At 63.1% G+C, this 24,055-nt stretch carries 19 protein-coding genes; 8 read left to right on the top strand and 11 right to left on the bottom strand.

Going from position 1 to position 24,055, the window contains the following annotated elements:
* Nucleotides 1-404: 404 nt before the first annotated feature.
* Both pssA and ilvC read right to left on the bottom strand, forming a co-directional pair.
* Nucleotides 405-1,184 carry a CDP-diacylglycerol--serine O-phosphatidyltransferase gene (gene pssA, locus CGS25_RS13830; RefSeq protein ID WP_089033123.1) on the bottom strand — a complete coding sequence of 260 codons (780 nt, stop codon included), beginning with the start codon at nucleotides 1,182-1,184 and terminating at the stop codon, nucleotides 405-407.
* A gap of 123 nt (nucleotides 1,185-1,307) precedes the next feature.
* Nucleotides 1,308-2,324, bottom strand: coding sequence for a ketol-acid reductoisomerase (gene ilvC, locus CGS25_RS13825; protein WP_089033124.1), 1,017 nt, complete (start codon nucleotides 2,322-2,324; stop codon nucleotides 1,308-1,310).
* Nucleotides 2,325-2,459: 135 nt separating this feature from the next.
* Between ilvC and ilvY the strand changes: the two genes are divergently transcribed.
* Nucleotides 2,460-3,341 carry an HTH-type transcriptional activator IlvY gene (ilvY, locus tag CGS25_RS13820; protein ID WP_101675828.1) on the top strand — a complete coding sequence of 294 codons (882 nt, stop codon included), beginning with the start codon at nucleotides 2,460-2,462 and terminating at the stop codon, nucleotides 3,339-3,341.
* A 28-nt stretch (nucleotides 3,342-3,369) separates the two neighbouring features.
* Here ilvY and CGS25_RS13815 read toward each other — a convergent pair whose 3' ends face one another.
* From CGS25_RS13815 to CGS25_RS13800, 4 genes are all read right to left on the bottom strand, one after another.
* A complete protein-coding gene (locus CGS25_RS13815; protein ID WP_101675827.1) occupies nucleotides 3,370-4,515 on the bottom strand; it encodes a C4-dicarboxylate TRAP transporter substrate-binding protein in 1,146 nt (381 codons plus the stop codon).
* Nucleotides 4,516-4,574: 59 nt separating this feature from the next.
* Nucleotides 4,575-6,260, bottom strand: coding sequence for an AMP-binding protein (locus tag CGS25_RS13810; RefSeq protein ID WP_232802415.1), 1,686 nt, complete (start codon nucleotides 6,258-6,260; stop codon nucleotides 4,575-4,577).
* Between the two features lie 270 nt (nucleotides 6,261-6,530).
* Nucleotides 6,531-7,022, bottom strand: a complete 492-nt coding sequence (gene ilvN / locus CGS25_RS13805) for an acetolactate synthase small subunit (RefSeq protein ID WP_089033127.1) — start codon at nucleotides 7,020-7,022, stop codon at nucleotides 6,531-6,533.
* Nucleotides 7,022-8,743 carry an acetolactate synthase 3 large subunit gene (locus tag CGS25_RS13800; RefSeq protein ID WP_101675826.1) on the bottom strand — a complete coding sequence of 574 codons (1,722 nt, stop codon included), beginning with the start codon at nucleotides 8,741-8,743 and terminating at the stop codon, nucleotides 7,022-7,024. The genes ilvN and CGS25_RS13800 overlap by 1 nt, the downstream gene beginning before the upstream one ends.
* A 447-nt stretch (nucleotides 8,744-9,190) precedes the next feature.
* Between CGS25_RS13800 and CGS25_RS13795 the strand changes: the two genes are divergently transcribed.
* Both CGS25_RS13795 and CGS25_RS13790 read left to right on the top strand, forming a co-directional pair.
* Nucleotides 9,191-9,661, top strand: coding sequence for a DUF4124 domain-containing protein (locus tag CGS25_RS13795; protein WP_101675829.1), 471 nt, complete (start codon nucleotides 9,191-9,193; stop codon nucleotides 9,659-9,661).
* A 129-nt stretch (nucleotides 9,662-9,790) separates the two neighbouring features.
* Entirely contained in the window at nucleotides 9,791-10,912 is a 1,122-nt protein-coding gene (locus CGS25_RS13790) for a sterol desaturase family protein (protein ID WP_101675825.1), read from the top strand.
* 487 nt (nucleotides 10,913-11,399) lie between these two features.
* Here CGS25_RS13790 and clpB read toward each other — a convergent pair whose 3' ends face one another.
* From clpB to rluD, 3 genes are all read right to left on the bottom strand, one after another.
* Nucleotides 11,400-13,985, bottom strand: a complete 2,586-nt coding sequence (gene clpB, locus CGS25_RS13785; RefSeq protein WP_101675824.1) for an ATP-dependent chaperone ClpB — start codon at nucleotides 13,983-13,985, stop codon at nucleotides 11,400-11,402.
* Nucleotides 13,986-14,515: 530 nt separating this feature from the next.
* Entirely contained in the window at nucleotides 14,516-15,271 is a 756-nt protein-coding gene (gene pgeF, locus CGS25_RS13780) for a peptidoglycan editing factor PgeF (protein WP_089033132.1), read from the bottom strand.
* Nucleotide 15,272: 1 nt separating this feature from the next.
* Entirely contained in the window at nucleotides 15,273-16,241 is a 969-nt protein-coding gene (gene rluD, locus CGS25_RS13775; RefSeq protein ID WP_089033133.1) for a 23S rRNA pseudouridine(1911/1915/1917) synthase RluD, read from the bottom strand.
* Nucleotides 16,242-16,296: 55 nt separating this feature from the next.
* Between rluD and CGS25_RS13770 the strand changes: the two genes are divergently transcribed.
* The gene (locus CGS25_RS13770) at nucleotides 16,297-17,115 is read left to right on the top strand and encodes an outer membrane protein assembly factor BamD (RefSeq protein ID WP_089033134.1); all 819 of its coding nucleotides are present in this window, start codon (nucleotides 16,297-16,299) and stop codon (nucleotides 17,113-17,115) included.
* Nucleotides 17,116-17,281: 166 nt separating this feature from the next.
* Here CGS25_RS13770 and CGS25_RS13765 read toward each other — a convergent pair whose 3' ends face one another.
* Nucleotides 17,282-18,907 carry an NAD+ synthase gene (locus CGS25_RS13765; RefSeq protein ID WP_101675823.1) on the bottom strand — a complete coding sequence of 542 codons (1,626 nt, stop codon included), beginning with the start codon at nucleotides 18,905-18,907 and terminating at the stop codon, nucleotides 17,282-17,284.
* Between the two features lie 174 nt (nucleotides 18,908-19,081).
* Here CGS25_RS13765 and CGS25_RS13760 point away from each other — a divergent pair, with 174 nt between their 5' ends.
* Genes CGS25_RS13760 through CGS25_RS13750 form a run of 3 tightly spaced genes read left to right on the top strand, consistent with a single transcriptional unit; the run spans nucleotide 19,082 to nucleotide 22,247 of the window.
* A complete protein-coding gene (locus CGS25_RS13760) occupies nucleotides 19,082-19,333 on the top strand; it encodes a PP0621 family protein (protein ID WP_089033136.1) in 252 nt (83 codons plus the stop codon).
* Nucleotides 19,323-20,870: a sensor histidine kinase gene (locus CGS25_RS13755; protein WP_089033137.1), complete on the top strand. Its 1,548-nt coding sequence runs from the start codon at nucleotides 19,323-19,325 to the stop codon at nucleotides 20,868-20,870. The genes CGS25_RS13760 and CGS25_RS13755 overlap by 11 nt, the downstream gene beginning before the upstream one ends.
* A 9-nt stretch (nucleotides 20,871-20,879) precedes the next feature.
* A complete protein-coding gene (locus tag CGS25_RS13750) occupies nucleotides 20,880-22,247 on the top strand; it encodes a sigma-54-dependent transcriptional regulator (protein WP_101675822.1) in 1,368 nt (455 codons plus the stop codon).
* Here the strand turns inward: CGS25_RS13750 and CGS25_RS13745 are convergent.
* Nucleotides 22,226-23,299 (bottom strand): NAD(P)/FAD-dependent oxidoreductase, encoded by a 1,074-nt coding sequence (locus CGS25_RS13745; protein WP_101675821.1) that lies wholly within the window; start codon nucleotides 23,297-23,299, stop codon nucleotides 22,226-22,228. The genes CGS25_RS13750 and CGS25_RS13745 overlap by 22 nt on opposite strands.
* A 159-nt stretch (nucleotides 23,300-23,458) precedes the next feature.
* Between CGS25_RS13745 and CGS25_RS13740 the strand changes: the two genes are divergently transcribed.
* The gene (locus tag CGS25_RS13740; protein WP_101675820.1) at nucleotides 23,459-23,953 is read left to right on the top strand and encodes a GspH/FimT family pseudopilin; all 495 of its coding nucleotides are present in this window, start codon (nucleotides 23,459-23,461) and stop codon (nucleotides 23,951-23,953) included.
* Nucleotides 23,954-24,055: the final 102 nt, after the last annotated feature.

Here is a 24,055-nt window from a genome sequence, read left to right as displayed (position 1 = left end):
TCTACTCCAAACAGGTCCCACACGTTTGCTTGCCTGATTGTTAAAGAGCGTTGGAAGCGCTGATTTCGCTTCCCGACTGGCCGTTGGCGTGTCGCCGTGTGCCGTCGTTGTGGGGGCGCATTCTAGAGATTTGCGGGGAACCGTCAACACTTTTTTCATCACTTTTTAACTGAACGGTCACCTTTTGAGCGACACCCCGCGTTATGCCGCCTTCAGAGGGCTGTATCGCTTAATTTTCAGTCGTTTAGAGTGATATTTCACCACCCGCCCGAGGCCGTCAGAGACGCCGCCGGAGAAATTCGTGCGCTCCCGGCACGCCGGGCCCATGACGATCACGGCCGGCCCGCCGGCGGCAACCAAAAAGGGCGCCGAAGCGCCCTTTGCCGATACCACTCAGCCCGCCGCTACCGTTTACGCAACTGCCAAAGGTTGAGCAGCAGGCCGGTCACCACATAAATCACCGCCACCGTCAGCAACACCAATGGCGGATCAAGAAATACGATGGCGAACGCCACGATCACGCCCAGCAGCACCTTGAACGGTACGCGACCAATATGAAATTCCTTGAAAGAGTGGTAACGCACCGACGACACCATCAATAACCCGGCGCCGGCCACCGCGAACGCCACCAGCCAGGACACATCGGTGCCATCGATGCCCCGGCTTGCCCCCAGCCATACCATGGTCGCCACCAGGCCGGCGCCGGTGGGGCTGGGCAGACCGATAAAGAAGCGTTTGTCGGTGCTTTCCGCCTGCACATTGAAACGCGCCAGCCGCAGCGCCGCGCAGGCGACATAGATAAAGGCCGCCATCCAGCCGAACTTGCCCAACTCGGACAACCCCCAGGAGTACGCCACCAGGCCCGGGGCGACGCCAAAGGCGACGCAGTCGGACAGCGAGTCGTACTCGGCGCCGAACTTGCTCTGCGTGTTGGTCAAACGCGCCACACCGCCGTCCAGGCCGTCCAGGATGCCCGCCACGATGATCCCCACCGCGGCGTTCTCGAACAGGCCGTTCATCGCCGCGACGATGGCGTAGAAGCCGGCGAACAGGGCGCCGGTGGTGAACAGGTTGGGAAGCAGGTAGACCCCCTTGTGGCGGGCTCCGGTGCGCTGCTCCGCTTCCACCACCTCGAAGGTGTCCGGGGTGGGCGTCTGGGTTTTCGGTTCTTCAGGTTCAGCCATGGTGTCTCGCCAGTGGATCGGTGATCCCTAGTCTAACGCAGCGTCGCCCAAAAAAAACGCGCCCCGGAGGGCGCGGTTTTTGGTGATTCGCCGGGCACCGGGCTTCCGGTGCCGCGACCCTAATCAGTTCTTGCTCTTGTCGACGATCTGGTTGGCTTTGATCCAGGGCATCATGCCGCGCAGCTTCTCACCGACCTGCTCGATGGGGTGCTCGGCGTTATTGCGACGGCGCGCGGTCATGCTCGGGTAGTTGGAGCTGCCCTCGCTGATGAACATCTTGGCGTATTCACCGTTCTGGATACGCTTGAGCGCATTGCGCATCGCCTGCCGGGACTGATCGTTGATCACCTCGGGGCCGGTCACGTACTCACCGAACTCCGCGTTGTTGGAGATCGAGTAGTTCATGTTGGCGATGCCGCCTTCGTACATCAGGTCGACGATCAGCTTGAGCTCATGGAGACACTCGAAATAGGCCATTTCCGGGGCGTAACCGGCTTCGGTGAGGGTTTCGAACGCCGCTTTCACCAGCTCCACGGTGCCGCCACACAGTACCGCCTGCTCGCCGAACAGGTCAGTTTCGGTTTCATCCTTGAAGGTGGTCTCGATGATGCCGGTGCGGCCGCCGCCGATGCCGCAAGCGTAGGACAGCGCCAGTTCCTTAGCGATGCCGGAGGCGTCCTGGAAGATCGCGATCAGATCGGGAATGCCACCGCCACGGGTGAATTCGGTGCGCACGGTGTGACCCGGCGCCTTGGGCGCGATCATGATCACGTCCAGATCCTTGCGCGGCACGATCTGGTTGTAGTGGATGCAGAAACCGTGGGCGAACGCCAGGGTGGCGCCTTCTTTCAGGTTCGGCTCGATCTCGTTTTCGTAAATGGCGGCCTGGTTCTCGTCCGGGGCCAGCACCATCACTACATCGGCGGCCTTGACCGCGTCGGGCACGCTTTTCACGGTCAGGCCAGCGGCTTCGGCCTTGGCGGCGGAGCCGGAGCCGGCGCGCAGCGCCACGGTCACGTCAACGCCGGACTCTTTCAGGTTATTGGCGTGAGCGTGGCCCTGGGAACCGTAGCCAACGATGGCCACTTTCTTGCCCTGGATGATGGAAAGGTCGCAATCCTTATCGTAGTAAACTTGCATGGTCTCGCCCTGGATTGAAGTAGTGAAAGCGGGGGCGCCGGCATCCCGGCACGTTATCGCCGATCAACATAGGCGATCCCCTGCGTTGCGTAAAATGATATATTCGCAACACTGTATGCCGATTTTGAGAACACCATGGACGTCCGTCCGCTGCGGCTGTTTCTTGCCGTCGCCGAAACCCTGCATTTTGGCCGCGCCGCCGAGCGTTGCCATCTAAGCCCCTCGGCCCTCAGCCGCGCCATCAAACAGCTCGAGGCGGAGCTGGGGGTAACGCTGTTCCAGCGCGATAACCGCAGCGTGCAACTGACCCGCGAGGGGCTGCGATTTCAGCAGTACGCCCGCGAGACGCTCTCGAACTGGGACAGCCTGCGCCACGCCATGCAGGAAAGTGGCCGGGAACTGCAGGGCGAGCTGAGCATGTATTGTTCGGTAACCGCCAGCTACAGCTTCCTGTATGACATCCTCAGCACGTTCCGCCACGACTACCCGCGCATCGAGATCAAGCTGCACACCGGCGACCCCGCCCACGCCGTGGAACGGGTGATGAGCGGCCGGGAAGACATCTCGATCGGCGCCCGTCCGGACACCCTGCCCCGTGGCGTGGCGTTCCGGCCGATCCTGCGCTCGCCGTTGCTGTTTATCGCCCCGGCGGATCAGCCCCGCCTGGAAGAGAGCCTGTCGGGGCCGGCCAGCGCCCAGGCCTGGCGGGAAATTCCGATGATTCTTTCCGAGCAGGGCCTGGCCCGGCAACGGGCGGACGAGTGGTTCAAGGCGCTCGGGCTGCGCCCGCTCATCTACGCCCAGGTCAGCGGCAATGAGGCGATTGTCAGCATGGTCAGCCTGGGGTTCGGCGTTGGCGTGGCGCCGCGCATCGTGCTCGACAACAGCCCGTTGGCGGCACGCACCCGCACCCTGGATGTACGCCCGGCGCTGGAGCCTTATGAACTGGGTCTGTTCGCACTGGAAAAACGCCTCGACGATCCGCTCATCGAGGCGTTCTGGTCACAACTGCACTGACCGCGCCGGACCGGGCCAGCGCGGCGAATCAGTCAGCGTAGGTGTTCACATCGACTTTCGAGAACACTTCTTTCCAGTAAATATCAGCGAGCTGGTCGGCGCTTTGCACATCGTTGATCAGGCCTTGCCACTTATCCAGAAGGCCACGGAACGTGGTGATCATTGCCGCGCCGTCCTTGACCCCGTACTGCTTTTCATAGGATTTGGCGATCTTGGCCAGGTCCGCGCGGATGTATTCCCGATTGGTCTCTTTCATGGCCTTGTCGGGCTCGATAATGGTAATGCCCTGCTTGCGGGCGGTGTCCTCGTTGGCCACGCCGGCGGTTTCATAGCCCCAGCTGAAATAAGCGGACAAATCCGACGAGGCGTGCAGCAGCGCCTGGCGTTGTTGCGGTTCAAGACCGCGCCAGGTATCGGCATTGACGTTACTGGCGCCGACCCCGCCAAACACGCCCCCGGGGTAGTTCAGGGTGATCGAGCTGATCACCTCGAACAGGCGAAACACCGACAACTCCGGCGTGGACTGCACCGAGCAATCCACCACGCCCTGGCTCAGCCCTTCGTAGATTTCATTCACCGACATGGTGATCGGATTGGCGCCCACGGATTCCGCCCAGCGCGCCCATTGCGCGCCGGAGGTGCGCAGCCGCTTGCCTTTGAGATCGTCCAGGCTGTTGACCTCGGAGCGACACAGCAGCGAATACGGCGGCGTCGCGGCGCTGCCCAGAAACACCTGATTCTGGCGACCGAACTCGGCCACGCAATCCGGACAATGCAACAGGATGAACTCGGACATGGCGCCGGTGTAGATCAGCCCGGCCTGCTTCGGCGAATGATCCCCCAGCTCCAGGGACATAGAAATTTCCGCCACCAGATTGGTGCGTGGGTACTCCGCCGGGAAGTACGGCGTGAGCACGATGCCCAGATCAGCCATGCCATCACGGACGCCGGCGGAGGTTTCCATCAGATTGAGCAAAGACAACTCATAGACCTTGGCGTCGAGCTCGCCATCGGAGTAACTCGCCAGATTCTTCTTGAACTGATTCAACGCCGCGGTGGGAATGGAATTGGGCGGATAACCGGAAGCGAAACGCAAGGTGCTGGCGCCGGCCACGCCGACGATCAGCGTGCAAGCGGCCAGCGTCAGACCGAGCACGGTCCTGTTCAATTGCATTGTTATTCTCCAGGGAAAAAGGCGCGCCGCGGTGCGCCGGTCGGGGTCGGGATGGCGGCTCAGAGAGAAAAGGTCGCCATCTCGTCGTAGAGCTCTTTCTTGGACAACTTGCCCACCGGGGTTTTGGGAAGCGCCTCGCGAATCTCCATCGCCTGCACCATTTCATGCTTGCCGAGGCGATCAGCAAGAAACGCCTTCAGCGCATCCAGAGAAGGCGCATCGGCACCATCACGCAACTTGATAAAAGCCATCGGCGACTGACCCCGATAACGATCCTGGATGCCGATCACCGACACCTCTTCGACTCCCGGGTATTCGTAAATCGCCTCTTCAATGGTGCGCGGATAAACATTGAAGCCACTGCACAGAATCATGTCCTTGGTGCGATCAACAATGAACACGTAACCGTCGGCGTCCAGATAGCCGACATCGCCGGTGCGAAAAAAGCCGTCTTCGGTGAGCGCCGCGGCGGTGGCTTCGGGGTTATTCCAATACTGTTCGGTGACATTGGGCCCGGCGATGCAGATCTCGCCACGGTCGCCGCGCGCCAGTGTGCCTTCGCCGTCCAGCGGCGCGATTTTCAGGCGCGCCCCCGGCGCCACCCGACCGCAGGAACCCGGTGGCGGGCGCTCGCCTTGCATGGGCGTGTAGGTGCCCACCGCGGAGGTTTCGGTCATGCCCCAGCCTTCCCCCAGCCGGCAGCCGGTAAGCCGGTGGAACTGCTGCTGCACCTCCAGCGGCAGCGGCGCGCCCCCGGAGTTGCACATTTTCAGCGAGGTCAGATCCAGTGTGTGCACCTGCGGATAATGAATCATGGCGATGAACATGGTCGGCACCGCCGGCACCACGCTGATGCGGTGTTCATGAATATCGCGCAGCACCGCTTCGGCATCGAAGCGGGCGTGCACGAACAGCTCGGCCCCCAAACGCAGGCCAAACAGCATGTTCACCACCATGGAATAGATGTGAAACGGCGGCAGCACCGCCAGCACCCGTTCCTTGCCATACTCAAGATCATCCCTGAAAGCGGCCAGCATTTGCTGACAGGCGCAGCTCAGGTTGCCATGGGTAAGCACCGCGCCCTTGGGGGCGCCCGTGGTGCCACCGGTGTACTGCAGCACCGCCAGTTCGCTGGCCGGGTCCTCAATCGCGTGGGGCTGAAAGGCGCCGTCGTTGTCGAGTAAAGCGTCGAAGCGCAAATGGCGCTCGTCTTCGGGCACCGACGCCAACCGCCCGGCCGCCTGCAACGAGGCGGAGACCGTCTGCGGAGCGCCGGCCATCTCCGCGAATCGCCCGATCACCAGGGTTTTCAAGCGGGTGTTGTCCAGGAAGCCGGCGACGCGGGGATACAGCTCGGCCAGATCCAGGGTCACCAGAATATCGGTGCGGCTGTCCTCGATCTTGTGGGCCAGGGTACGCTCGGCGTCCAGTGGCGAGTAGTTCACCACCGTGCCGCCGGCACGCAGGATCGCCATAAAAGCGATGGTGTAATGGGGAGTATTGGGCAGGAACAGCCCCACATGCACGCCGGGGCCCACTCCCAGCTTCTGCAAGCCGAGGGCCATTCTGTGCACCAGATCAAGCAGGTCGGCATAACTGATGACCGCGCCCATGAAGTTCAGGGCGGCGGCCTGGGGAACCCGCGCGGCGCTGTCTTCAAGCACCTGGTAAACCGGCTCGGCGTGAAACGAAGGGGACTGCTCGGCGGCGGGCGACTGCCCGGTAACGATGGCAACGTCGGACACGCTGACTCCTGCTTATTGTTCTGCGAGGTGCGGCTGCCGGCGGCAAGTTCATCGCCACCGCGCCAACACCGGAAAAAAGGCCAGCCCCAAGACTAGGCGCAGGCGGCATTATTCCGCCAATGAATACCGTGAATCCGGGTGCATGAATGCAGTTAATAAAAAAGACGCTCTCGGGCCACCAGGGGACACAGGTAGCGCATCAAGGGCGGGAGAGATCAGCGGGCGGGTCTCACCCGCCCCGTTCGGGGCGGATGAGTGGTCGGGAAACGACTAAAGACTGAGGACTTTTTCACCACGGGCGATGCCCGAGACGCCGGAGCGAACCACTTCCAGCACCTGGGTTTCTCCCACCGCGTTGATAAAGGCTTCCAGCTTGTCGGTGGTGCCGGTGAGCTGCACCGTATAGACGGTGCTGGTCACATCGACGATCTGGCCACGGAAAATGTCCACCGTGCGCTTCACCTCGGCGCGCTGGGCGCCGGTGGCCTTCACCTTCATGAGCATGATTTCGCGCTCAATGTGGGCCCCTTCGGTGAGATCCACCAGCTTCACCACCTCAATCAGCTTGTTGAGGTGTTTGGTGATCTGCTCGATCTTGTTGTCATCGCCATTGGTGGTCATGGTCAGGCGCGACAGCGTTTCGTCCTCGGTGGGGGCCACCGTGAGCGTTTCAATGTTATAGCCGCGCTGGGAGAACAGGCCCACCACCCGGGACAGTGCCCCGGGTTCGTTTTCCATCAGAATCGAAATAATGCGTCTCATCAGGTGCGCTCCGTCTTGCTCAGCCACATATCACGCATCGAGCCTTCCGCGATGTGCATCGGGTAAACGTGCTCGTTGGGGTCCACGTAGATGTCCATGAACACCAGCCGGTCCTTAAGGCTGAAGGCTTCGTTCATGGCGCCTTCAAGATCCTCGAAGCGGTCCACGCGGATGCCCACATGGCCATAGGACTCGGCCAGCTTGACGAAGTCCGGCAGCGATTCCATGTTCGACTGGCTATGACGGCCGCCGTACTGCATGTCCTGCCATTGACGCACCATGCCCAGGGCCTGGTTATTGATATTGATGATCTTGATCGGCAGGCCATATTGCAGACAGGTGGAAAGCTCCTGAATGTTCATCTGGATCGAGCCTTCGCCGGTGACGCAGGCAACCACCGCATCCGGATAGGCGAACTGCACGCCCATCGCCGAGGGCAGACCGAAGCCCATGGTGCCCAGGCCGCCGGAGTTGATCCATTGGCGGGGGCGCTTGTACTTGTAGAACTGGGCCGCGAACATCTGGTGCTGGCCCACGTCGGAGGTCACGTAGGCGTCGCCGTTGGTGGCCTTGTACAACGCCTGGACCACCTGCTGGGGTTTCATCTGGCCGTTCTCATCGACCTCGTAACGCAGGCCATGGAATTCCCGCCAGCCTTCGATTTCCTGCCACCAGCGCTCCAGCGCTTTCTGGTCCGGTTCGCCGCCGTGCTCGTTGAGCATCTCAAGCATGTCATCGAGCACCTGCTTGACCGGCCCGACAATCGGGATGTGCGCCAGAATGTTCTTGGAGATCGACGCCGGATCGATGTCGATATGAATGATCTTGGCGCCCGGGCAGAACTTCTTCACGTTGTTGGTCACGCGGTCGTCGAGGCGGGCGCCGGCGGCCAGAATCACATCGGCGCTGTGCATCGCCATGTTGGCTTCGTAGGTGCCGTGCATGCCCAGCATGCCCAAACACTGCCTGTCCTCACCGGGAAAACCACCCAACCCCATCAAGGTATTGGTGACCGGGAAGTTGAGCTTGTGCGCCAAGGCGGTGAGGCCTTCGCTGGCCTCGCCCTGCACCACCCCGCCGCCGGCGTAGATCACCGGTCGCTTCGCCTTGAGCAGCTCTTCCACCGCTTTGCGGATCTGCCCGGAGTGACCACGGGTGACCGGCGCGTAGGAGCGCATCTTGACCTTCTTCGGATACTCAAACGGGAAGGTCTTATTGGGCGCGGTGTGGTCCTTGGGAATATCGATCAACACCGGGCCAGGGCGGCCGGTGGAGGCGATATAAAACGCCTTCTTGACGATCTCCGGGATGTCCTTGGGGTCGCGCACCATAAAGCTGTGCTTCACCACCGGCCGGGAGACGCCGATCATATCGGTCTCCTGGAAGGCGTCATCGCCGATCCAGTCGGAACGCACCTGACCGGAAAGCACCACCATGGGAATCGAATCCATGAAGGCGGTGGCCATGCCGGTGATGGCGTTGGTGGCGCCGGGCCCGGAGGTCACCATCACCACGCCGGGCTTGCCGGTGGCACGGGCGTAGCCGTCGGCGGCATGGGTGGCGGCCTGCTCGTGGCGCACCAGAATGTGGCTGACCTTATCTTGCTGGAACAGCGCATCGTAAATATGCAGTACCGAACCTCCGGGATACCCGAAGATGTACTCCACTCCCTCTTCTTGCAGCGCGCGGACCACCATTTCCGCGCCGGATAACATTTCCACGGTTGCTACCTCGATAGGCAAATAGCATTCACGCCGCCGGAACCCGACGACAGGGATTGCGTGATTCGTTGGACCTGCGACGGGGACGCCTTACTTGGGTGTCCCGAAGTCCGCGCGGAGGTGGCCGGCGACAGACACAGGCTGGATATTACGGAGAGGGAGTTGCTCGTTCGCGGCCATCGACAGCACCGGTGTTTGAACGGGCGTGCAGTGATACTGCGTAGGACATCGCGGTAACGATGCCCCGGGTCCCGGCCTCACAGATACCGGTAAGCATCCGCGGGTCACGATCTCCGGAAAACCGCCGAATCCCTGAAGGGCAACCCGGCGACCCGCTAATATTGTCAGAAATGCGGACGCTTTCAAAGCCCCGCGCGCCCATCGGGTTGCATATCGGGAAGCCGCGCGGGCATGCTAAACGCTCCATTGGGGGAAGCGATCAACATCATGAAAACAACCGGAACCCTGCTGGCGGCCTTGCTGCTGGCCAGCACCACGCCCGTTCTCGCCGAGCAGTTCTATAAATGGGTGGACGATCAGGGCGTCACCCACTACGACAGCAAACCACCGCAGGGGCAGCGCCCCAGCGAAGCGGTGCGCACCTACGGCAAGGCCAGTTCCGATCAGGCCGCCGAGCTGGAACGCCTGGAGCAGCGCCGCCAGGCAAACGCCCGCGCCGACCAGCAGGCCAGCGAGCAGGCCCGCCAGGAGGCCCGTGAGCGCGACCATCCGGATCAGGTCAGACAAGAACGCTGCGCCGAGCAACGGAAAAATCTGGACCTGCTCACCAACCGGCCCACCCTGCGCATCAAGAATCCGGACACCGGCGCGATGGAGGTGATCGACCAGGCGCGTCGCGAGAAGATGCTCGCCGATACCCGCAAGGCCCTGGAATTCTGCGATGCCTCGGGTAACTGAACCGACCTCCACGGTCACGCCTTGTTACCTCTGCGCCGCGCGACTGTCTTGCTCTTATCACGGCCTCTCTAAACACTACCGACATCCGGCCCCCGCGTGCGGGTGGCGCGACAAGGAAACGCAAAGACGATGACGGATTATCTGCGACAACGGTTCGAAGAGGTGGACCTGACCCCAGGCCAGGGCAAAATCAGCGCCACTGTCTCCATCGGCCTGGCGCTGCTGTCCTTGCTTGGAAGCTTCTGCTTTCTTTACCCCGAGCTGTTCACCACGCCGGAGTTTCGCGCTTTCTATAATGCCACCGTGCTGCGCGGCGTGTTGTTCGCCGGCATCGCGGTGGCCTTCGTGGCCGGCTTTATCAGCGTGTTCAGACACCCGGACCGCCGCTACGGCCTGGCCGGCATGGTGCTCGCCTGCATGGCGGCGCTGCTCGGCTCGGGCCGGCTGGAGGTCTCTCCCATTGAGGGCCGCAGCCTCTACGCCGGGTTCGACTACTTTATCCTCACCCTGCTGGTGCTGGCGCTGGTGTTCATTCCCCTGGAGCGGATCTACGCCAAAAATCCCGACCAGAAAGTGCTGCGCCGGGGCTGGATCACCGACATGAAGTACTTCATGTTCAGCCATGTGGGCCTGCAACTGATCAGTTTCTTCACGGTGATCCCGATCCAGGTGTTTCTGCACGACCAGGTGCACATCGGCTTCCAACAGGCGGTGGCCAGCCAACCTCTGTGGCTGCAGTTCATTGAAATTCTGGTGGTGGTGGACCTGGCCAGCTACTGGATTCACCGGGCCTTTCATGAAATACCCTGGCTGTGGAAGTTCCACGCCGTGCACCACTCCACCGAACAAATGGACTGGATGGCGTCCTCGCGCCTGCACCCGCTGGAAGTGGTGGTGAACCGCTTCGCCGGTTACCTGCCGATCTTCCTGCTCGGCTTTGCCCCTTCCGCGGTGTACGCCTACCTGGTGTTTATTTCTTTCCACGCCATTTTTATTCACGCCAACGTGCGGCTGCGCTTTCCCGGCCTGCGCTGGCTGATCGCCACACCGGAATTTCACCATTGGCACCATTCCTCCGAAGACGAAGCGGTCGACAAGAACTACGCCGCCTTTCTGCCGATCTACGACAAACTGTTCGGCACCCTGTTCATGCCCAACCGCCTCGCCGCCCGCTACGGCACCCGCGCCAGCACCCGGGTGCCCGAAGGGGTGGTGCGGCAAGTGTTGTTCCCGTTTCGGCGATCTTCCTGAGCCATCCATTTCCCGCCTCCCTTCATAAACAGGACGGGATGTTCTTCCAGATTTCGGCCGGCAAATAAATACGTCTGGCGGGGGCTGTGGCGCCACCCGGCTGCGCCGGTTCGCGATCAAGGATCGCTCCTACAGCGGCTTCGTTGCTAAGGGGTGCGAATCTGAATTAGGGCCTGTTCACACTACTTGCATCCCTCTACCCCACATGGTTCATCGTTGTTGGTACCCGGAACGGTTCCGCTACCTCGAAGCGGGGCTGTGTGGGTGCCTTCCGGGACCCTTTTTGGCAGGGATGCCATAAACGGGAGCGCCCATGGACGGCTTGAGCGATCCCGGAAGGCACCCACACAGATTCGCGTCCCGGATAGAGACCTCCCGCATAGATTTCTCGCTAATCCGCGATGAATAAAAAAAGCCATCGCCGAAAGACGATGGCTTTTGCCTGTCGCGCGAAGCGCGTGCGTGAAGCGTGCTGCGTGTAACGCCCTTACCTCTTGCTGAAGCTCATAACGCCATCGGCCACGTCCACCGCGATGGTGTCGCCAGCGGCGAATTCGCCTTTCAGCAACGACTGCGCGAGCGGGTTTTCAAGTTGCTGCTGAATCGCCCGTTTCAGCGGCCGTGCGCCGTACACCGGGTCGAAGCCCGCTTCCACCAGCTTGTCCAGGGCAGCGTCGGAGAGCGTCAGCCGCATGTCCCTTTCGGCGAGCCGCTTGCGCAGATAGTCGAGTTGGATCACCGCGATGCCCTTGATCTGATCCTGGCCAAGCGGATGGAACACCACGGTTTCGTCGACCCGGTTGATGAACTCCGGACGGAAGTGCGTGCCCACCACTTCCATCACCGCGTTCTTCATTGCCTCGTAGTCGCCCTGCCCGGCCATGCGCTGAATCAGATCCGAGCCCAGGTTGGAGGTCATCACCACCACCGTATTGCGGAAATCCACGGTGCGCCCCTGGCCATCGGTGAGGCGGCCGTCTTCCAACACCTGCAACAGCACGTTAAAGACGTCCGGGTGGGCCTTTTCCACCTCATCCAGCAACAGCACGGAATAGGGTTTGCGGCGCACCGCTTCGGTCAGATAACCGCCCTCCTCGTAACCAACATAGCCTGGCGGCGCGCCGATCAACCGGGCCACGGAGTGCTTCTCCATGAACTCGGACATATCGATGCGCACCATCGCCTCTTCGGTGTCGAACAGGAAACCGGCCAGCGCTTTGCACAGCTCGGTTTTGCCCACCCCGGTGGGCCCCAGAAACAGGAAGCTGCCGTTCGGGCGGTTCGGGTCAGAGAGGCCGGCCCGCGACCGGCGCACCGCGTTGGCCACGGCGGTCACGGCCTCATCCTGGCCGACCACGCGCTGGTGCAGCGCCTCTTCCATGCGCAGCAATTTGTCGCGCTCGCCCTCCAGCATCTTGGACACCGGAATGCCGGTCCACTTGGAGACCACCTCGGCGATTTCCTCTTCGGTGACCTTGTTGCGCAGCAACTGGGTTTCCACCGGCGCCGCTTCCTCGCGCTCCTGGGCCTGCTTAACGCGCTTTTCCAGATCCGGAATCACGCCGTACTGCAGCTCCGACATGCGGTTCAGGTCGCCGGCGCGGCGCGCCTGCTCCATGTCCACCCGCGCCTGTTCCAGATCCGCCTTATACTGTTGGGCACCCTGCAACGCCGCCTTCTCGGCGCTCCAGATTTCTTCCAGATCGGCGTACTGCTTTTCCAACGCGTCGATGTCCGATTCCAGTTTTTCCAACCGTTTTCGGCTGGCGTCGTCGGCTTCCTTACGCAGGGCCTCGCGCTCCATCTTGCGCTGGATCAGACGACGGTCCAGGCGGTCCATCTCTTCGGGCATGGAATCGATCTCCATGCGGATGCGGCTGCCCGCCTCATCGATCAGGTCGATGGCTTTATCCGGCAACTGGCGGTCGGTGATATAACGGTGGCTCAGCTTGGCGGCGGCGATGATCGCACCGTCGGTGATGTCCACGCCGTGGTGCACTTCGTAACGCTCTTTCAGGCCGCGCAGAATGGCGATGGTGTCTTCCACCGTCGGCTCGTCCACCAGCACCTTCTGGAAACGCCGCTCCAGCGCCGCGTCTTTTTCGATGTACTGGCGGTATTCGTTCAGCGTGGTGGCACCCACGCAATGCAGTTCACCGCGCGCCAGAGCCGGCTTGAGCATGTTGCCCGCGTCCATGGCGCCATCCGCCTTGCCAGCGCCGACCATGGTGTGCAGCTCGTCGATGAACAGAATCACCCGGCCTTCCTGCTTGGACAATTCGTTCAGTACCGCCTTGAGGCGCTCTTCGAACTCACCACGGTACTTGGCGCCGGCGATCAACGCCGCCATGTCCAGTGACAGCACGCGCTTGTCCTTGAGCCCTTCCGGCACTTCGCCGTTAACGATGCGCTGGGCCAGCCCTTCGACGATGGCGGTCTTGCCCACGCCGGGCTCACCGATCAGCACCGGATTGTTCTTGGTGCGCCGTTGCAGCACCTGAATGGTCCGGCGGATCTCGTCATCGCGGCCAATCACCGGATCAAGCTTGCCGCTTTCGGCTCGCGCGGTCAGATCGGTGGTGTACTTTTTCAGCGCTTCCATATGATCTTCCGCGTTGGGATCGTCCACCGGCTCACCACCGCGCACTTCCTGAATTTTTTCCGCCAGGATTTTTTTGCGCACGCCGGCGTTCTTCATCAGCTTGCCGATGTCGCCGTTGTCGTCGCAGGCCGCCAGCAACAGCGCTTCGGTGGAGATGTACTGATCCCCTCGCTGCTGGGCTTCCCGGTCGGCCAGATTCAGCAGCCGCCCCAGATTCTGTGAAAGCTGTACATCGCCATTGAACTGCCCGACGGTGGGCAGCTTATCCATGGCCATCTTCAAGGCCGTCACCACATCCGCCGGATTGGCGCCCGCCTTCTCCAGCAGGGGCGCGGCCACGCCGCCATTCTGCTGCAACAACGCCAGCATCAGATGCACCGGTTCAATGGCGCTGTGACTCTGACCAACCGCCAACGACTGCGCCTCGCCAATCGCTTCCTGAAGACGGGCGGTGAGTTTGTCCATTCTCATGGGAGATTCTCCTGTTCGCATCATGGCCGACCCCGGATGGGCACCGGCCATCATCGACTGTTCAAAAACTGAACATTAAATGTGGTCAGAGGGGGAGGGATTCAAGAGGTGGGGGGTGTCGGGCGCTAGACGCCAGACGCCGGACGCCGGACGCCGGACGCCGGACGCTCAACCCTGGCACCGCGGCGATGGGCACGCGCAAAATGCTCTTGCGTAGCCGCAATGCTCTTCGGCCCGGGTTTTGATCTTAGCGTCTGGCGTTTTATGCCTGACGCCGGACGCCTGACGCTCAACCCTGGCACCGCAACGATGGGGACGCGCAAAAGGCTCTTGCGTAGCCGCAATGCTCTTCGGCCCGGGTTTTGATCTTAGCGTCTGGCGTTTTATGCCTGACGCCGGACGCCTGACGCTCAACCCTGGCACCGCAACGATGGGGACGCGCAAAAGGCTCTTGCGTAGCCGCAATGCTCTTCGGCCCGGGTTTTGATCTTAGCGTCCGGCGTCCGGCGTCCGGCGTCCGGCGTCCGGCGTCAAGCGTCCAGCGCATCCAACCAAACCAGCGAAGCAAACCGGCCGGTCTGGCCCTCGGCCCGGTAAGAGTAGAAATGCACCGGATCGCTGGCGGTGCAGTGGTCACCGCCGGACACATCGGCGACGCCGGCGGCGTTGAGCGTCAGGGTGGCGGCGTAGGCGAGCGAGAATCGCCAGTGGCCGGGCTTGCCATCGCGGCGGAACGCTTTCTTATACTCAGGCCCCAGCGACACGAAGGCGCGATGAACGTCTTCGCCAACCTGGTAGGCATTGGCGGAAATGGCCGGCCCGAGCCAGGCTGAGAGGGTTTGCCCCTGGGGGGCCAGGGTCTCCACCGCGCGCGCCAGAATACCGGCGTGCAGACCACGCCAGCCGGCGTGCACCGCCGCCACCGCGGTGCCATCGGCGCGCGCCAACAACACCGGCAGGCAATCGGCGGTGAGCACCACGCAGGGCCAGCCCGCTTGCGGCGTCCATACACCATCCGCGCGGCTGTCCGGGTCGCCGGCTTGGATAATACGGTCGCCGTGCACCTGCTCCAGCCACGCCGGCGGATGATCCACCGCCAGCCGCTTATGCACATGGCGCCGGGCCAGTTCCACCCGCGCCGGATCGTCGCCGCAATTCTGCCCCAGGTTAAAACCCGCCCAAGGCGCCGGCGAATGCCGGCCCAGGCGCGTGGTGACCACGCACCGTACCCGTGGATGAGGGCGCCATTGCGGCCAGATCCATTGGCTGCTGTCGGGCAGGGGCATCTCAGGCCTCCCGGTCCTCCTCGAGGACGCGAATCAGGGTTTGCAGATCCTCCGGCAGCGCCGCTTCGAACTCCAGATACTCGCCGCTGATCGGATGCACCAGGCCGAGTTTGCGCGCGTGCAGCGCCTGACGGGGAAAGGTTCGCAGCGCTTCGCGAAGCGCCTCGGTGGCGCCGGCCGGCTGCTTGAGACGCCCACCATACAGCGGGTCGCCCACCAACGGATAGCGGCGGTGGGCCATGTGCACGCGGATCTGATGGGTGCGGCCGGTCTCCAGCCGCACCTGAATGCGGGTGTGGGCGCGGTAACGATCCAGCACACGATAATGGGTCACCGCCGTCTTGCCGCCGTGCTGCACCACCGCCTGGCGCTTGCGGTCCACCGGGTGGCGGCCGATGGCCGCGTTGACGGTGCCACCGCCGGTCATCACGCCGACGGCGATGGCCTCGTATTCGCGGTACAGGCTTTTGTCCTGCAACTGCGCCACCAGCCCGGTGTGCGCCTCCACGGAGCGCGCCACCACCATCAGCCCGGTGGTGTCGCGATCCAGGCGGTGCACGATACCGGCCCGCGGCAGGCTGGAGAGGCGGTCATCCAGATGCAGCAGGCCGTTGAGCAGGGTCCCGGCGGCGTGCCCGGCGGCCGGGTGCACCACCAGGCCGCTGGGCTTGTTGATGACGATCAGGTCGTGATCCTCGTAAACCACTGGCAAATCAATGGCCTCGGGCTGGTCGTCGATCTCCGGCGCCAGCTCCACGTCAAGACTCAGGGCCTCGCCGCCAATCAGCTTGTCCTTGGGCCGGGCGGGCTGTCCGTTGACCTTGAGCACGCCCTGTTTGATCCAGCCCTGCAGGCGCGAGCGGGAGAAACCGTCGAACAGTTCCGCCGCCACCTGGTCGAGCCGGCCGCCGGCATGTTGTTCGCCAACCCGCTCGGTGCGCTGAATTTTCTCCCCGCCGAGATGTCCCATACCGCATCCTGTGATTAAATAGCCGACCATTGTACCCCGTCGTACCGAGGAAAAAATGTCACGATTGCTTTGGCCCCTGATGTTGGCCCTGGTGCTTGGCGCCTGCGCCAGCAAGCCCACGGAAAGCCCGGAACGCACCGAGGCGGAACAGTACCGCCAGGCGGTGCAGTCCATGGAGGCGAACAACTACATCACCGCCGTGGACCAGCTCAAGGAACTGGAGGCGCGCTTTCCCTATGGCCGCTACGCCGAACAGGCCCAACTGGAGCTGATCTACGCCCATTTCCGCACCAGTGACTACCCGGAATCGGTGGTCGCGGCGCAGCGCTTCATCCGCAACTACCCGGCCCATGCCAACCTGGACTACGCCCTGTACATGCGGGCGCTGGCCAACTATTACATGGAACGGGGGCTGTTTGACTCGCTGATGGATTCGGACAAGTCCTCCCGGGATATGTCTTCGGCGCTGGATGCCTTCGAAGACTTCGAACGCCTGGTGACGCGCTTCCCGAACAGCGATTACGCCCCGGACGCCCGCTCGCGAATGGTCTTTATCCGCAATCAGCTTGCCCAGCATGAACTGCACGCGGCGCGCTACTACGCCCGCCGGGGCGCCTACATCGCCGCCATCAACCGGGCCCAGTATGTGGTGCAGCACTACCAGGGCACCCCGGCGGTGCCGGAATCCCTGGCCATCATGGTGAAGGGTTACCAGCGCCTGGACCGCCCGGAACTGGCCGAAAAGAGCCGCAACGTCCTGGCCGCCAGCTGGCCCGACAACGACTACCTGGAAGACGACGGCAACGTCGACCTGGCCTGGTGGCCGGACGAGAAAAACGGTTTGCTGAGTTTGTTGACGTTTGATTTGCTTTAGTGTCTGACGTCGGACGTCTGATGTCCGACGCTTAACCCAGGCCTGAAACGGCGGGAGTGTTTCCTGTCAGGCCTGAAGATACCTGTCGAAATACACTAAGCGCCGCAGCATCGGGTTTAGCGTCGGACGTCAGACGTTAGACGTCCGACCGGGCGGCCCCGCCGCCCTAATCCCCCGGCCGCCAGCCATTGGTGATCGGATAGCGGCGGTCCTTGCCGAAGGCGCGGCGGCTGACGCGGGGGCCGACGGCGGCTTGGCGGCGTTTGTATTCATTGCGGTCGGTGAGTTTGACCACCCGATACACCACGTCCCGATCAAAGCCGGCGCGGATCACCGCCTCCGCGCTCATGTCCTGCTCCACATAGCGCTCCAGAATGGCATCAAGCTGATCGTAATCCGGCAGTGAATCGGCGTCTTTCTGATCCGGAGCCAGTTCCGCCGAGGGCGGCCGGGTAATCACCCGCTCGGGGATGATCTCGGCACCGGCTTTCTGATTGCGCCAGCGCGCCAGCCGATACACCGACGTTTTGAAGACATCCTTGAGCACCGCGAAGCCGCCGGCCATGTCGCCGTAAAGCGTGGCGTAGCCGACCGCCATTTCACTCTTGTTGCCGGTGGTCAGCACCACCGACCCGCCCTTGTTCGACAGCGCCATCAACAGCACCCCGCGGCAGCGGGCCTGCAGATTCTCTTCGGTGGTGTCGGTGTCCTGCCCGGCGAACGGCTCGGCGAGGATCTCCATGAAACCGTTGAAGGCCGGCTCGATCGGCAGCACCCGATAATCAACGCGCAGGGCGCGGGCCTGCTTTTCCGCGTCCTCGATGCTGATCGCGGCGGTGTAGCGGAACGGCATCATCACCGCCTCGACCCGGTCCGGGCCGAGCGCGTCCACCGCCACCGCCAGGGTCAGCGCCGAATCAATGCCGCCGGAAAGCCCCAGCAGGGCGCCTTTAAAGCCGTTCTTATTGACGTAATCGCGGGTCGCCAGCACCAGTGCCCGATAAAGACTCTCTTCGCCGGCCGGCACCGGCAGCGTTTCGCCGCGCACTTCCAGGGCGCCCCCGGTGGCGGTCAGATCCACCGGCACCAGGGCTTCCTCGAAGCTGGCGCCCTGCACCCGCAGAGCACCGCTGGCGTCCACGGCGAACGAGGCGCCATCGAACAGCAGCTCGTCCTGGCCACCGACCTGGTTGCAATAGAGCACCGGCAGGCCGGTTTCACGGGCCCGGGCCACCACCTGCTCCAAACGTTCACTGGGCTTGCCGTCGCGAAACGGCGAGGCGTTGAGGTTAATCAGGCAGGTGGCGCCGGCTTCAGCGGCCTGGGCCGCCGGGGCGGCGTTCCAGATGTCTTCGCAAATCGTCAGGGCCAGGGTCTGGCCGGCCAGTTCAAACAGGCAGCTCTGCTCACCGGGCTGAAAATAGCGCTTCTCGTCGAACACCCGGTAATTCGGCAGGCATTGCTTGAAATACTCGTGGCGCGGGCGGCTTTCACCGGGGAACACCACCCCGGCGGCATTACGGCGAATGCCGTTGCGCACCGCCGGATAGCCCACCACCACCGGCACCGTGATCGCTTCACCGATGTGGGCCAGCGCCTCGTCGATGCGGGTGTTCAGGCTCGGACGCAGCAACAGATCTTCTGGCGGGTAACCGGTCAGCATCAGCTCGGGAAACACCACCAGTTCGGCGCCAAGCAGGTTACGGGCCTCCCCGGAGGCGGCCACCACCGCTTGCGCATTGCCTTCGATATCCCCTACCAGCGGATTGCGCTGGGCCATTACTACTCGCATGTCGTGGGCCTGTATCAACGAATCGGATCGCCGCCAAGGCGGCATGAATCGGTTCAGCCGGGATCGCGCTGGGCGGCGCGCCCCTTTGTCTTTTCTCGCTGCCGCGCTGATTGTACTCTGTAGCCGCTGACTGCTCGACCGGTACCGGCCATGCCGGCAACGAAAGGGGATTTTATGGGGTTAATCCGGCTGCTGGTTTTCGCGGCACTTATCTATCTGATCTGGCGGCTGGCCAAACGCCTGCTGCCGGCACGCCATGGTGATGCTCGCCGTCCTGCCGAGCCAGACAAGGCAACGGCCCAGCGCATGCTGAAATGCCAGCAGTGCGGCGTGCATGTGCCCGAGCATGAGGCCTTCCAGCACAACGGCCTGAGCTTCTGCTGCCAGAGCCACCAGCGCCAGTATCTGGAGCACCATGAGCGCTAACTGGACACCGGGGCGAATCTACAACGTTTACCGAATCGCCATCGCCATCGTGTTGCTGGGGCTGTATCACAGCGATCAACAACTGCTCGGCAAGTATATGCCGCGCCTGTTCGAACTGACGGTGTTCGGCTATCTGGCGCTGACGCTCGCTTCCAGCATCATCGACTACGCGGAAAAACTGCACAAACCCTCCTGGGCGCAGCCCCTGGCGCTGATCATCGACATGCTGGTGCTGGGCATGGTGGTGCACACCAACGGCGGCCTGGAAGGCGGGCTGGCGGTGTTGTTCCTGGTCACCGTGGCGGCCGGCAATATTCTGCTGCGTGGGCGCATGGGGTTTCTGATCGCGGCGCTGGCGACACTGACGGTGATGTTCGAGCAGTTTTATTTCGCCATTCAGACCGGCGAAAAAAACCCCTTTCAGTTGACCGAGGCGGGACTGCTGGGCATCGCCTTTTTCATGGTGTCTCTGATTATTCAGCAGATTGCCGGCCGGTTGGAACGCAGTGAGACCATCGCCGCGCGGCAGAAGGTCGCGATCGAACGCCTGGAAGCCCTCAATCAACAGATCGTGGCGCGCATGCGCACCGGCGTTATGGTGTTTGACGATCACGGTCGGATATTGCAATCCAACCCCTCCGCGGACAGTTTCTTCGCCGCCACCATGGCCGGCGCCACCTTGCCCGACGCCCTCGGCCAGCGCCATCAGCGTTGGCGGCAGGCTCCCCATCTGCCGCAACCGACGCTGCGTGTGTCCCGGCAATCACCGCAACTCACCACCCGCTTCGCTCGCCTGGAAACCGAGCACGAAACCCTGACCCTGGTGTTTCTTGAGGACACCGCTCGCGTTGCCCAGGAAGCCCAGCAGCTCAACCTGGCCTCGCTGGGGCGGCTCTCCGCCACCCTGGCCCATGAAATCCGCAACCCGCTGAGCGCCATCAGCCATTCCACCGAGTTGCTTTGCGACACCGCGCAGGACGATCAGGACCGCCATTTGCTGGAGATTATCCGTAAGCACGTGAAACGGGTGAACGGCATTATCTCGGACGTGCTCGACCTGTCCCGGCGCGCGCGCAGCCAGGCGGAGCGCTTCGAGCTGGCGCCGGCGCTCGAGGAACTGGCTTCCGGCTGGTATCAGCGCGGCGTCGATCGGGGCCGTCTGGTGATTGTCCACGACGACGAAGAGCTGGCGATACGATTCGACCGCAGCCAGTTTATTCAGATCATCGACAACCTGATTGGCAACGCCTTTCACCATGGCGGCGAGCGCTGTCGTGTCAGCGTCGCCTATGGGCTGCATGATCGCACCCGGCTGCCGTGGATCACCGTCAGTGACAACGGCCCCGGCGTCAGCGAAGAGGCGCAAACGCACCTGTTCGAACCCTTCTATACCACCAGTGACCGGGGCAATGGCCTGGGTCTGTTCGTGTGTCGCCAGCTTTGCCAGGCCAACCAGGCAACGTTGGATTTCGAGGATGCCCAACCCGGTGCGCGCTTTGTGCTAACCTGTGCCCACCCGGACCGACAGTTCGAGTGACCGAATAAAATGACAGAAACCATTCCCCGCGTACTGGTCGTCGACGACGAAGCCGATCTCCGTGAGCTGCTGGTCATTACTCTCGGGCGGATGAAACTCGACGCCACCGCCGCCGGCTCGCTGAGCCAGGCCAGACAGTTGCTGGATGAACGCGCGTTCGACCTGTGCCTGACCGACATGAACCTGGGTGACGGCACCGGCCTGGACCTGCTTCGCCACGCCATGAAGTGCGCGCCGGACATGCCGATCGCGGTGATCACCGCCTACGGCAGCATGGAAACCGCCACCGAGGCGATGAAGTTCGGCGCCTACGATTTTATCGCCAAACCGGTGGCCCTGGACCGCCTGCGCCAGTTGATCGAAGACGGCCTGGGCATCAGCCGCGCGCAGCTCGGTGAGTCCGGCCAGGAGCAGTCACTGATCGGCGAGAGCGCCGCCATGCGCCAGCTCAAGGAGCAGATTCGCAAGCTGGCGCGCAGCCAGGCACCGATCTATATCAGTGGCGAATCCGGCAGTGGCAAGGAGCGGGTGGCACGCCTGATCCATTCACTGGGGCCGCGCAACGACAAAGCGTTCGTGGCGGTCAACTGCGGCGCGATTCCTTCGGAGTTGATGGAAAGCGAGTTCTTTGGCCACCGCAAAGGCAGTTTCACCGGCGCCGTGGAAGACCGCAAAGGCCTGTTCCGCGAGGCTGATGGCGGCACGCTGTTCCTCGATGAAGTGGCCGATCTGCCCCTGCACATGCAGGTCAAACTGCTGCGCGCGATCCAGGAAAAAACCGTGCGGCCGGTGGGCGAATCCCGCGAGTCACCGGTGAATCTGCGCATTCTGTGCGCCACCCACCGGGACCTGGCCGAAGAGATGAGCGCCGGCCGTTTCCGGCAGGATCTTTACTATCGGCTGAACGTGATCGAAGCCCATGTGCCGCCCCTGCGTGAGCGCCGGGAAGACATTCCCGCCCTGGTTGAGCACGTGCTGGAACGGCTCGGCGACGCCTGGGAAACCCGCGCGCCACTGATCAGCGCGGACGCCCTGAGCACCCTCGCCGGCTACCCGTTCCCCGGCAATGTTCGTGAGCTGGAAAACATTCTTGAGCGCGCCATGACACTGTGCGACGGCGCGCGCATCGAACCGCGCCATCTGCATCTGCCCAGTGCCAGCGACGGCCCGGCGGACACCGCCGCGGGCAGCGCTCGCCATCCGCAACTGCCGCTGGAAGAATACCTCCAGGAAATCGAGAAAAACGAAATTCTCAAAGCCCTGGACGCTACTCACTGGAATCGCACCGCCGCGGCGAAAAAACTGGGCATGACGTTTCGCTCACTGCGCTATCGGCTGAAAAAGCTGGAACTCGATCAGGACGACGAGAGCGAGTAATCCCCGACCGGCAACGACGGCGTTTCCGCGCACATCAACCGCGCCAGAAATTCGGCGCTGGCCGGCGCCGCCACCAGGCCATTGCGGTGGTGCCCGGCGGCGGCGAACAGCCCGGAACAGCCCGGCACTTCACCCAGATAAGGCCAGCCCCGGGCACAACCGGGGCGCACCCCGGCCCAGTGAGCCATCGGCCGTTGATCGGCCAGCTCCGGCAACAACCGCGCCGCCTTGCGCTCCAGGGCCCAGCGCCCGGTCACCGAACGGTAGTGGCTGCCCTCCCCTTCCTCCAGGGTCGAACCCACCAGTACCGCGCCGTCCGCGCGGGGAATCAGGTAGCCCTGTTCGGTGAGAATGATCGCCGGCACCCGCCCCGGCGCCAGCCGGTAGAGCAGCATCTCCCCCTTGGCGGGAAACAACGGCAGCCGCACGCCCAGCGGCGCCAGTAACCCGGCCGTCCAGGCCCCGCTGCTGACCAGCACCGCCGGCGCCGTCAGGCACTCGCCATCGCTGAGCCACAACGATGCGCCTCGACGTCGTGGTTCGATGCGCTTCACCGCCGCCGTGCGAAAACGCACGCCGCGCCGGCTCAGCCAGGAGCGCAACGCCTTGAGCATACGCGGGTTACGGATATTGCCGATCTCGGGAAACCACAACCCCGGCTGCCGTCCGGCGCCGCTCAGGTGCTCGTGCTCGTCCGCCCGCTGGCATGGCACCTCCCACAGGCGGGCCCAGGCCAGGGCCCGCTCGCGCTCGGCCTCACCCACCGCCACCCACAGGCCGCTGTCGTTAAGGTCATCCCCACGAAGCCCGGCGTGACCGGCCAGCTCATCCACCAGGCGACGATAACGGGCCGGGGCATCCACGGTGAGTCGGTTCATGGGGTCGGCGTAGCGCCAGGCGAACAGGGGCGAAAGAATCCCCCCGCCCGCCCAGGAAGCCGGGGGATACAGTGCGGGGGCATCAATCACGGTCACCCGACGCCCACGCTTTGTCAGCTCAAACGCACTCAGAAGACCGACGATTCCAGCGCCGGCGATTAGCACATCAGCCATAGAAATCAGCGCATTCGGATTACAGGAAAGGGAGCAACAGTAACACAGGGCGAGACGCTTGGGACCGCTAGACTTGCCCTGTCGCCACGCTTGCACCGACCGGACGAGTGCTTCGCGACACCCCACACGCAATGATGCTCAGGACCGGAGAAATACGACATGGATGTCAAAGGCTTTACGCTGCTGGAAATGCTGGCGGCACTGATGGTGATGGCGGTACTGGTGATGGGCACCAGCCACTTCAACCGGCAATGGCTGCCCCGGCAACGGGTGATCGCCGCCAGTAACGGAGTACTCGGGCTGATTCAGCGCGCCCGCGCCGAGGCTTACACCTCGGGGCCGGTATCGCTGTGCGATGGCAACTCCCGATGCGATGCGTTCGGCACCACCCGACGCCTGCTATTGGCAACAACGCCACCCGGCGGTGGCGCCATCGGCGCCGACGACATTATCGAACGCTATACATTGCCACCGAATACCACTCTCACCTGGAACCGCTTTCGCGGCACCGCACTGCATTACGGTGCCCGTGGCAATCTGTTCTATCAGAACGGCCACTTCCTGATCTGCAATCGGGGCCAGGCGCGCAAAGTGGTCATCAACGTGCTCGGCACCGCCCGCATCGAAGCCGGCGACGCCAGCGGCTGCCCCTAGCGGATGGCGGGCAACACGCTGGCACGCAGCACGCCTTGCGCTACGCGCAACCGGCCTGGCCAAAGCTGGTCCCCGGTTATCGGCTGGAGCCGGCGCTTCTCT

It is taken from the genome of Alloalcanivorax mobilis (genome assembly GCF_002864685.1).
Taxonomy (GTDB): domain Bacteria; phylum Pseudomonadota; class Gammaproteobacteria; order Pseudomonadales; family Alcanivoracaceae; genus Alloalcanivorax; species Alloalcanivorax mobilis.
Note: the sequence above shows the minus strand (reverse complement) of the source record. Positions and strands in the feature narration are given on the sequence as shown.

What these genes read in the sequence shown, in the direction of transcription:
- CGS25_RS13765 (WP_101675823.1), bottom strand. Translation starts at nt 18,907, where the DNA reads ATGCGAGTAGTAATGGCCCAGCGCAATCCGCTGGTAGGGGATATCGAA.
- CGS25_RS13770 (WP_089033134.1), top strand. Translation starts at nt 16,297, where the DNA reads ATGTCACGATTGCTTTGGCCCCTGATGTTGGCCCTGGTGCTTGGCGCC.
- CGS25_RS13745 (WP_101675821.1), bottom strand. Translation starts at nt 23,299, where the DNA reads ATGGCTGATGTGCTAATCGCCGGCGCTGGAATCGTCGGTCTTCTGAGT.
- CGS25_RS13790 (WP_101675825.1), top strand. Translation starts at nt 9,791, where the DNA reads ATGACGGATTATCTGCGACAACGGTTCGAAGAGGTGGACCTGACCCCA.
- ilvN (WP_089033127.1), bottom strand. Translation starts at nt 7,022, where the DNA reads ATGAGACGCATTATTTCGATTCTGATGGAAAACGAACCCGGGGCACTG.
- CGS25_RS13760 (WP_089033136.1), top strand. Translation starts at nt 19,082, where the DNA reads ATGGGGTTAATCCGGCTGCTGGTTTTCGCGGCACTTATCTATCTGATC.
- CGS25_RS13815 (WP_101675827.1), bottom strand. Translation starts at nt 4,515, where the DNA reads ATGCAATTGAACAGGACCGTGCTCGGTCTGACGCTGGCCGCTTGCACG.
- rluD (WP_089033133.1), bottom strand. Translation starts at nt 16,241, where the DNA reads ATGGGACATCTCGGCGGGGAGAAAATTCAGCGCACCGAGCGGGTTGGC.
- CGS25_RS13755 (WP_089033137.1), top strand. Translation starts at nt 19,323, where the DNA reads ATGAGCGCTAACTGGACACCGGGGCGAATCTACAACGTTTACCGAATC.
- CGS25_RS13750 (WP_101675822.1), top strand. Translation starts at nt 20,880, where the DNA reads ATGACAGAAACCATTCCCCGCGTACTGGTCGTCGACGACGAAGCCGAT.
- CGS25_RS13740 (WP_101675820.1), top strand. Translation starts at nt 23,459, where the DNA reads ATGGATGTCAAAGGCTTTACGCTGCTGGAAATGCTGGCGGCACTGATG.
- CGS25_RS13795 (WP_101675829.1), top strand. Translation starts at nt 9,191, where the DNA reads ATGAAAACAACCGGAACCCTGCTGGCGGCCTTGCTGCTGGCCAGCACC.
- ilvC (WP_089033124.1), bottom strand. Translation starts at nt 2,324, where the DNA reads ATGCAAGTTTACTACGATAAGGATTGCGACCTTTCCATCATCCAGGGC.
- pgeF (WP_089033132.1), bottom strand. Translation starts at nt 15,271, where the DNA reads ATGCCCCTGCCCGACAGCAGCCAATGGATCTGGCCGCAATGGCGCCCT.
- ilvY (WP_101675828.1), top strand. Translation starts at nt 2,460, where the DNA reads ATGGACGTCCGTCCGCTGCGGCTGTTTCTTGCCGTCGCCGAAACCCTG.
- clpB (WP_101675824.1), bottom strand. Translation starts at nt 13,985, where the DNA reads ATGAGAATGGACAAACTCACCGCCCGTCTTCAGGAAGCGATTGGCGAG.
- pssA (WP_089033123.1), bottom strand. Translation starts at nt 1,184, where the DNA reads ATGGCTGAACCTGAAGAACCGAAAACCCAGACGCCCACCCCGGACACC.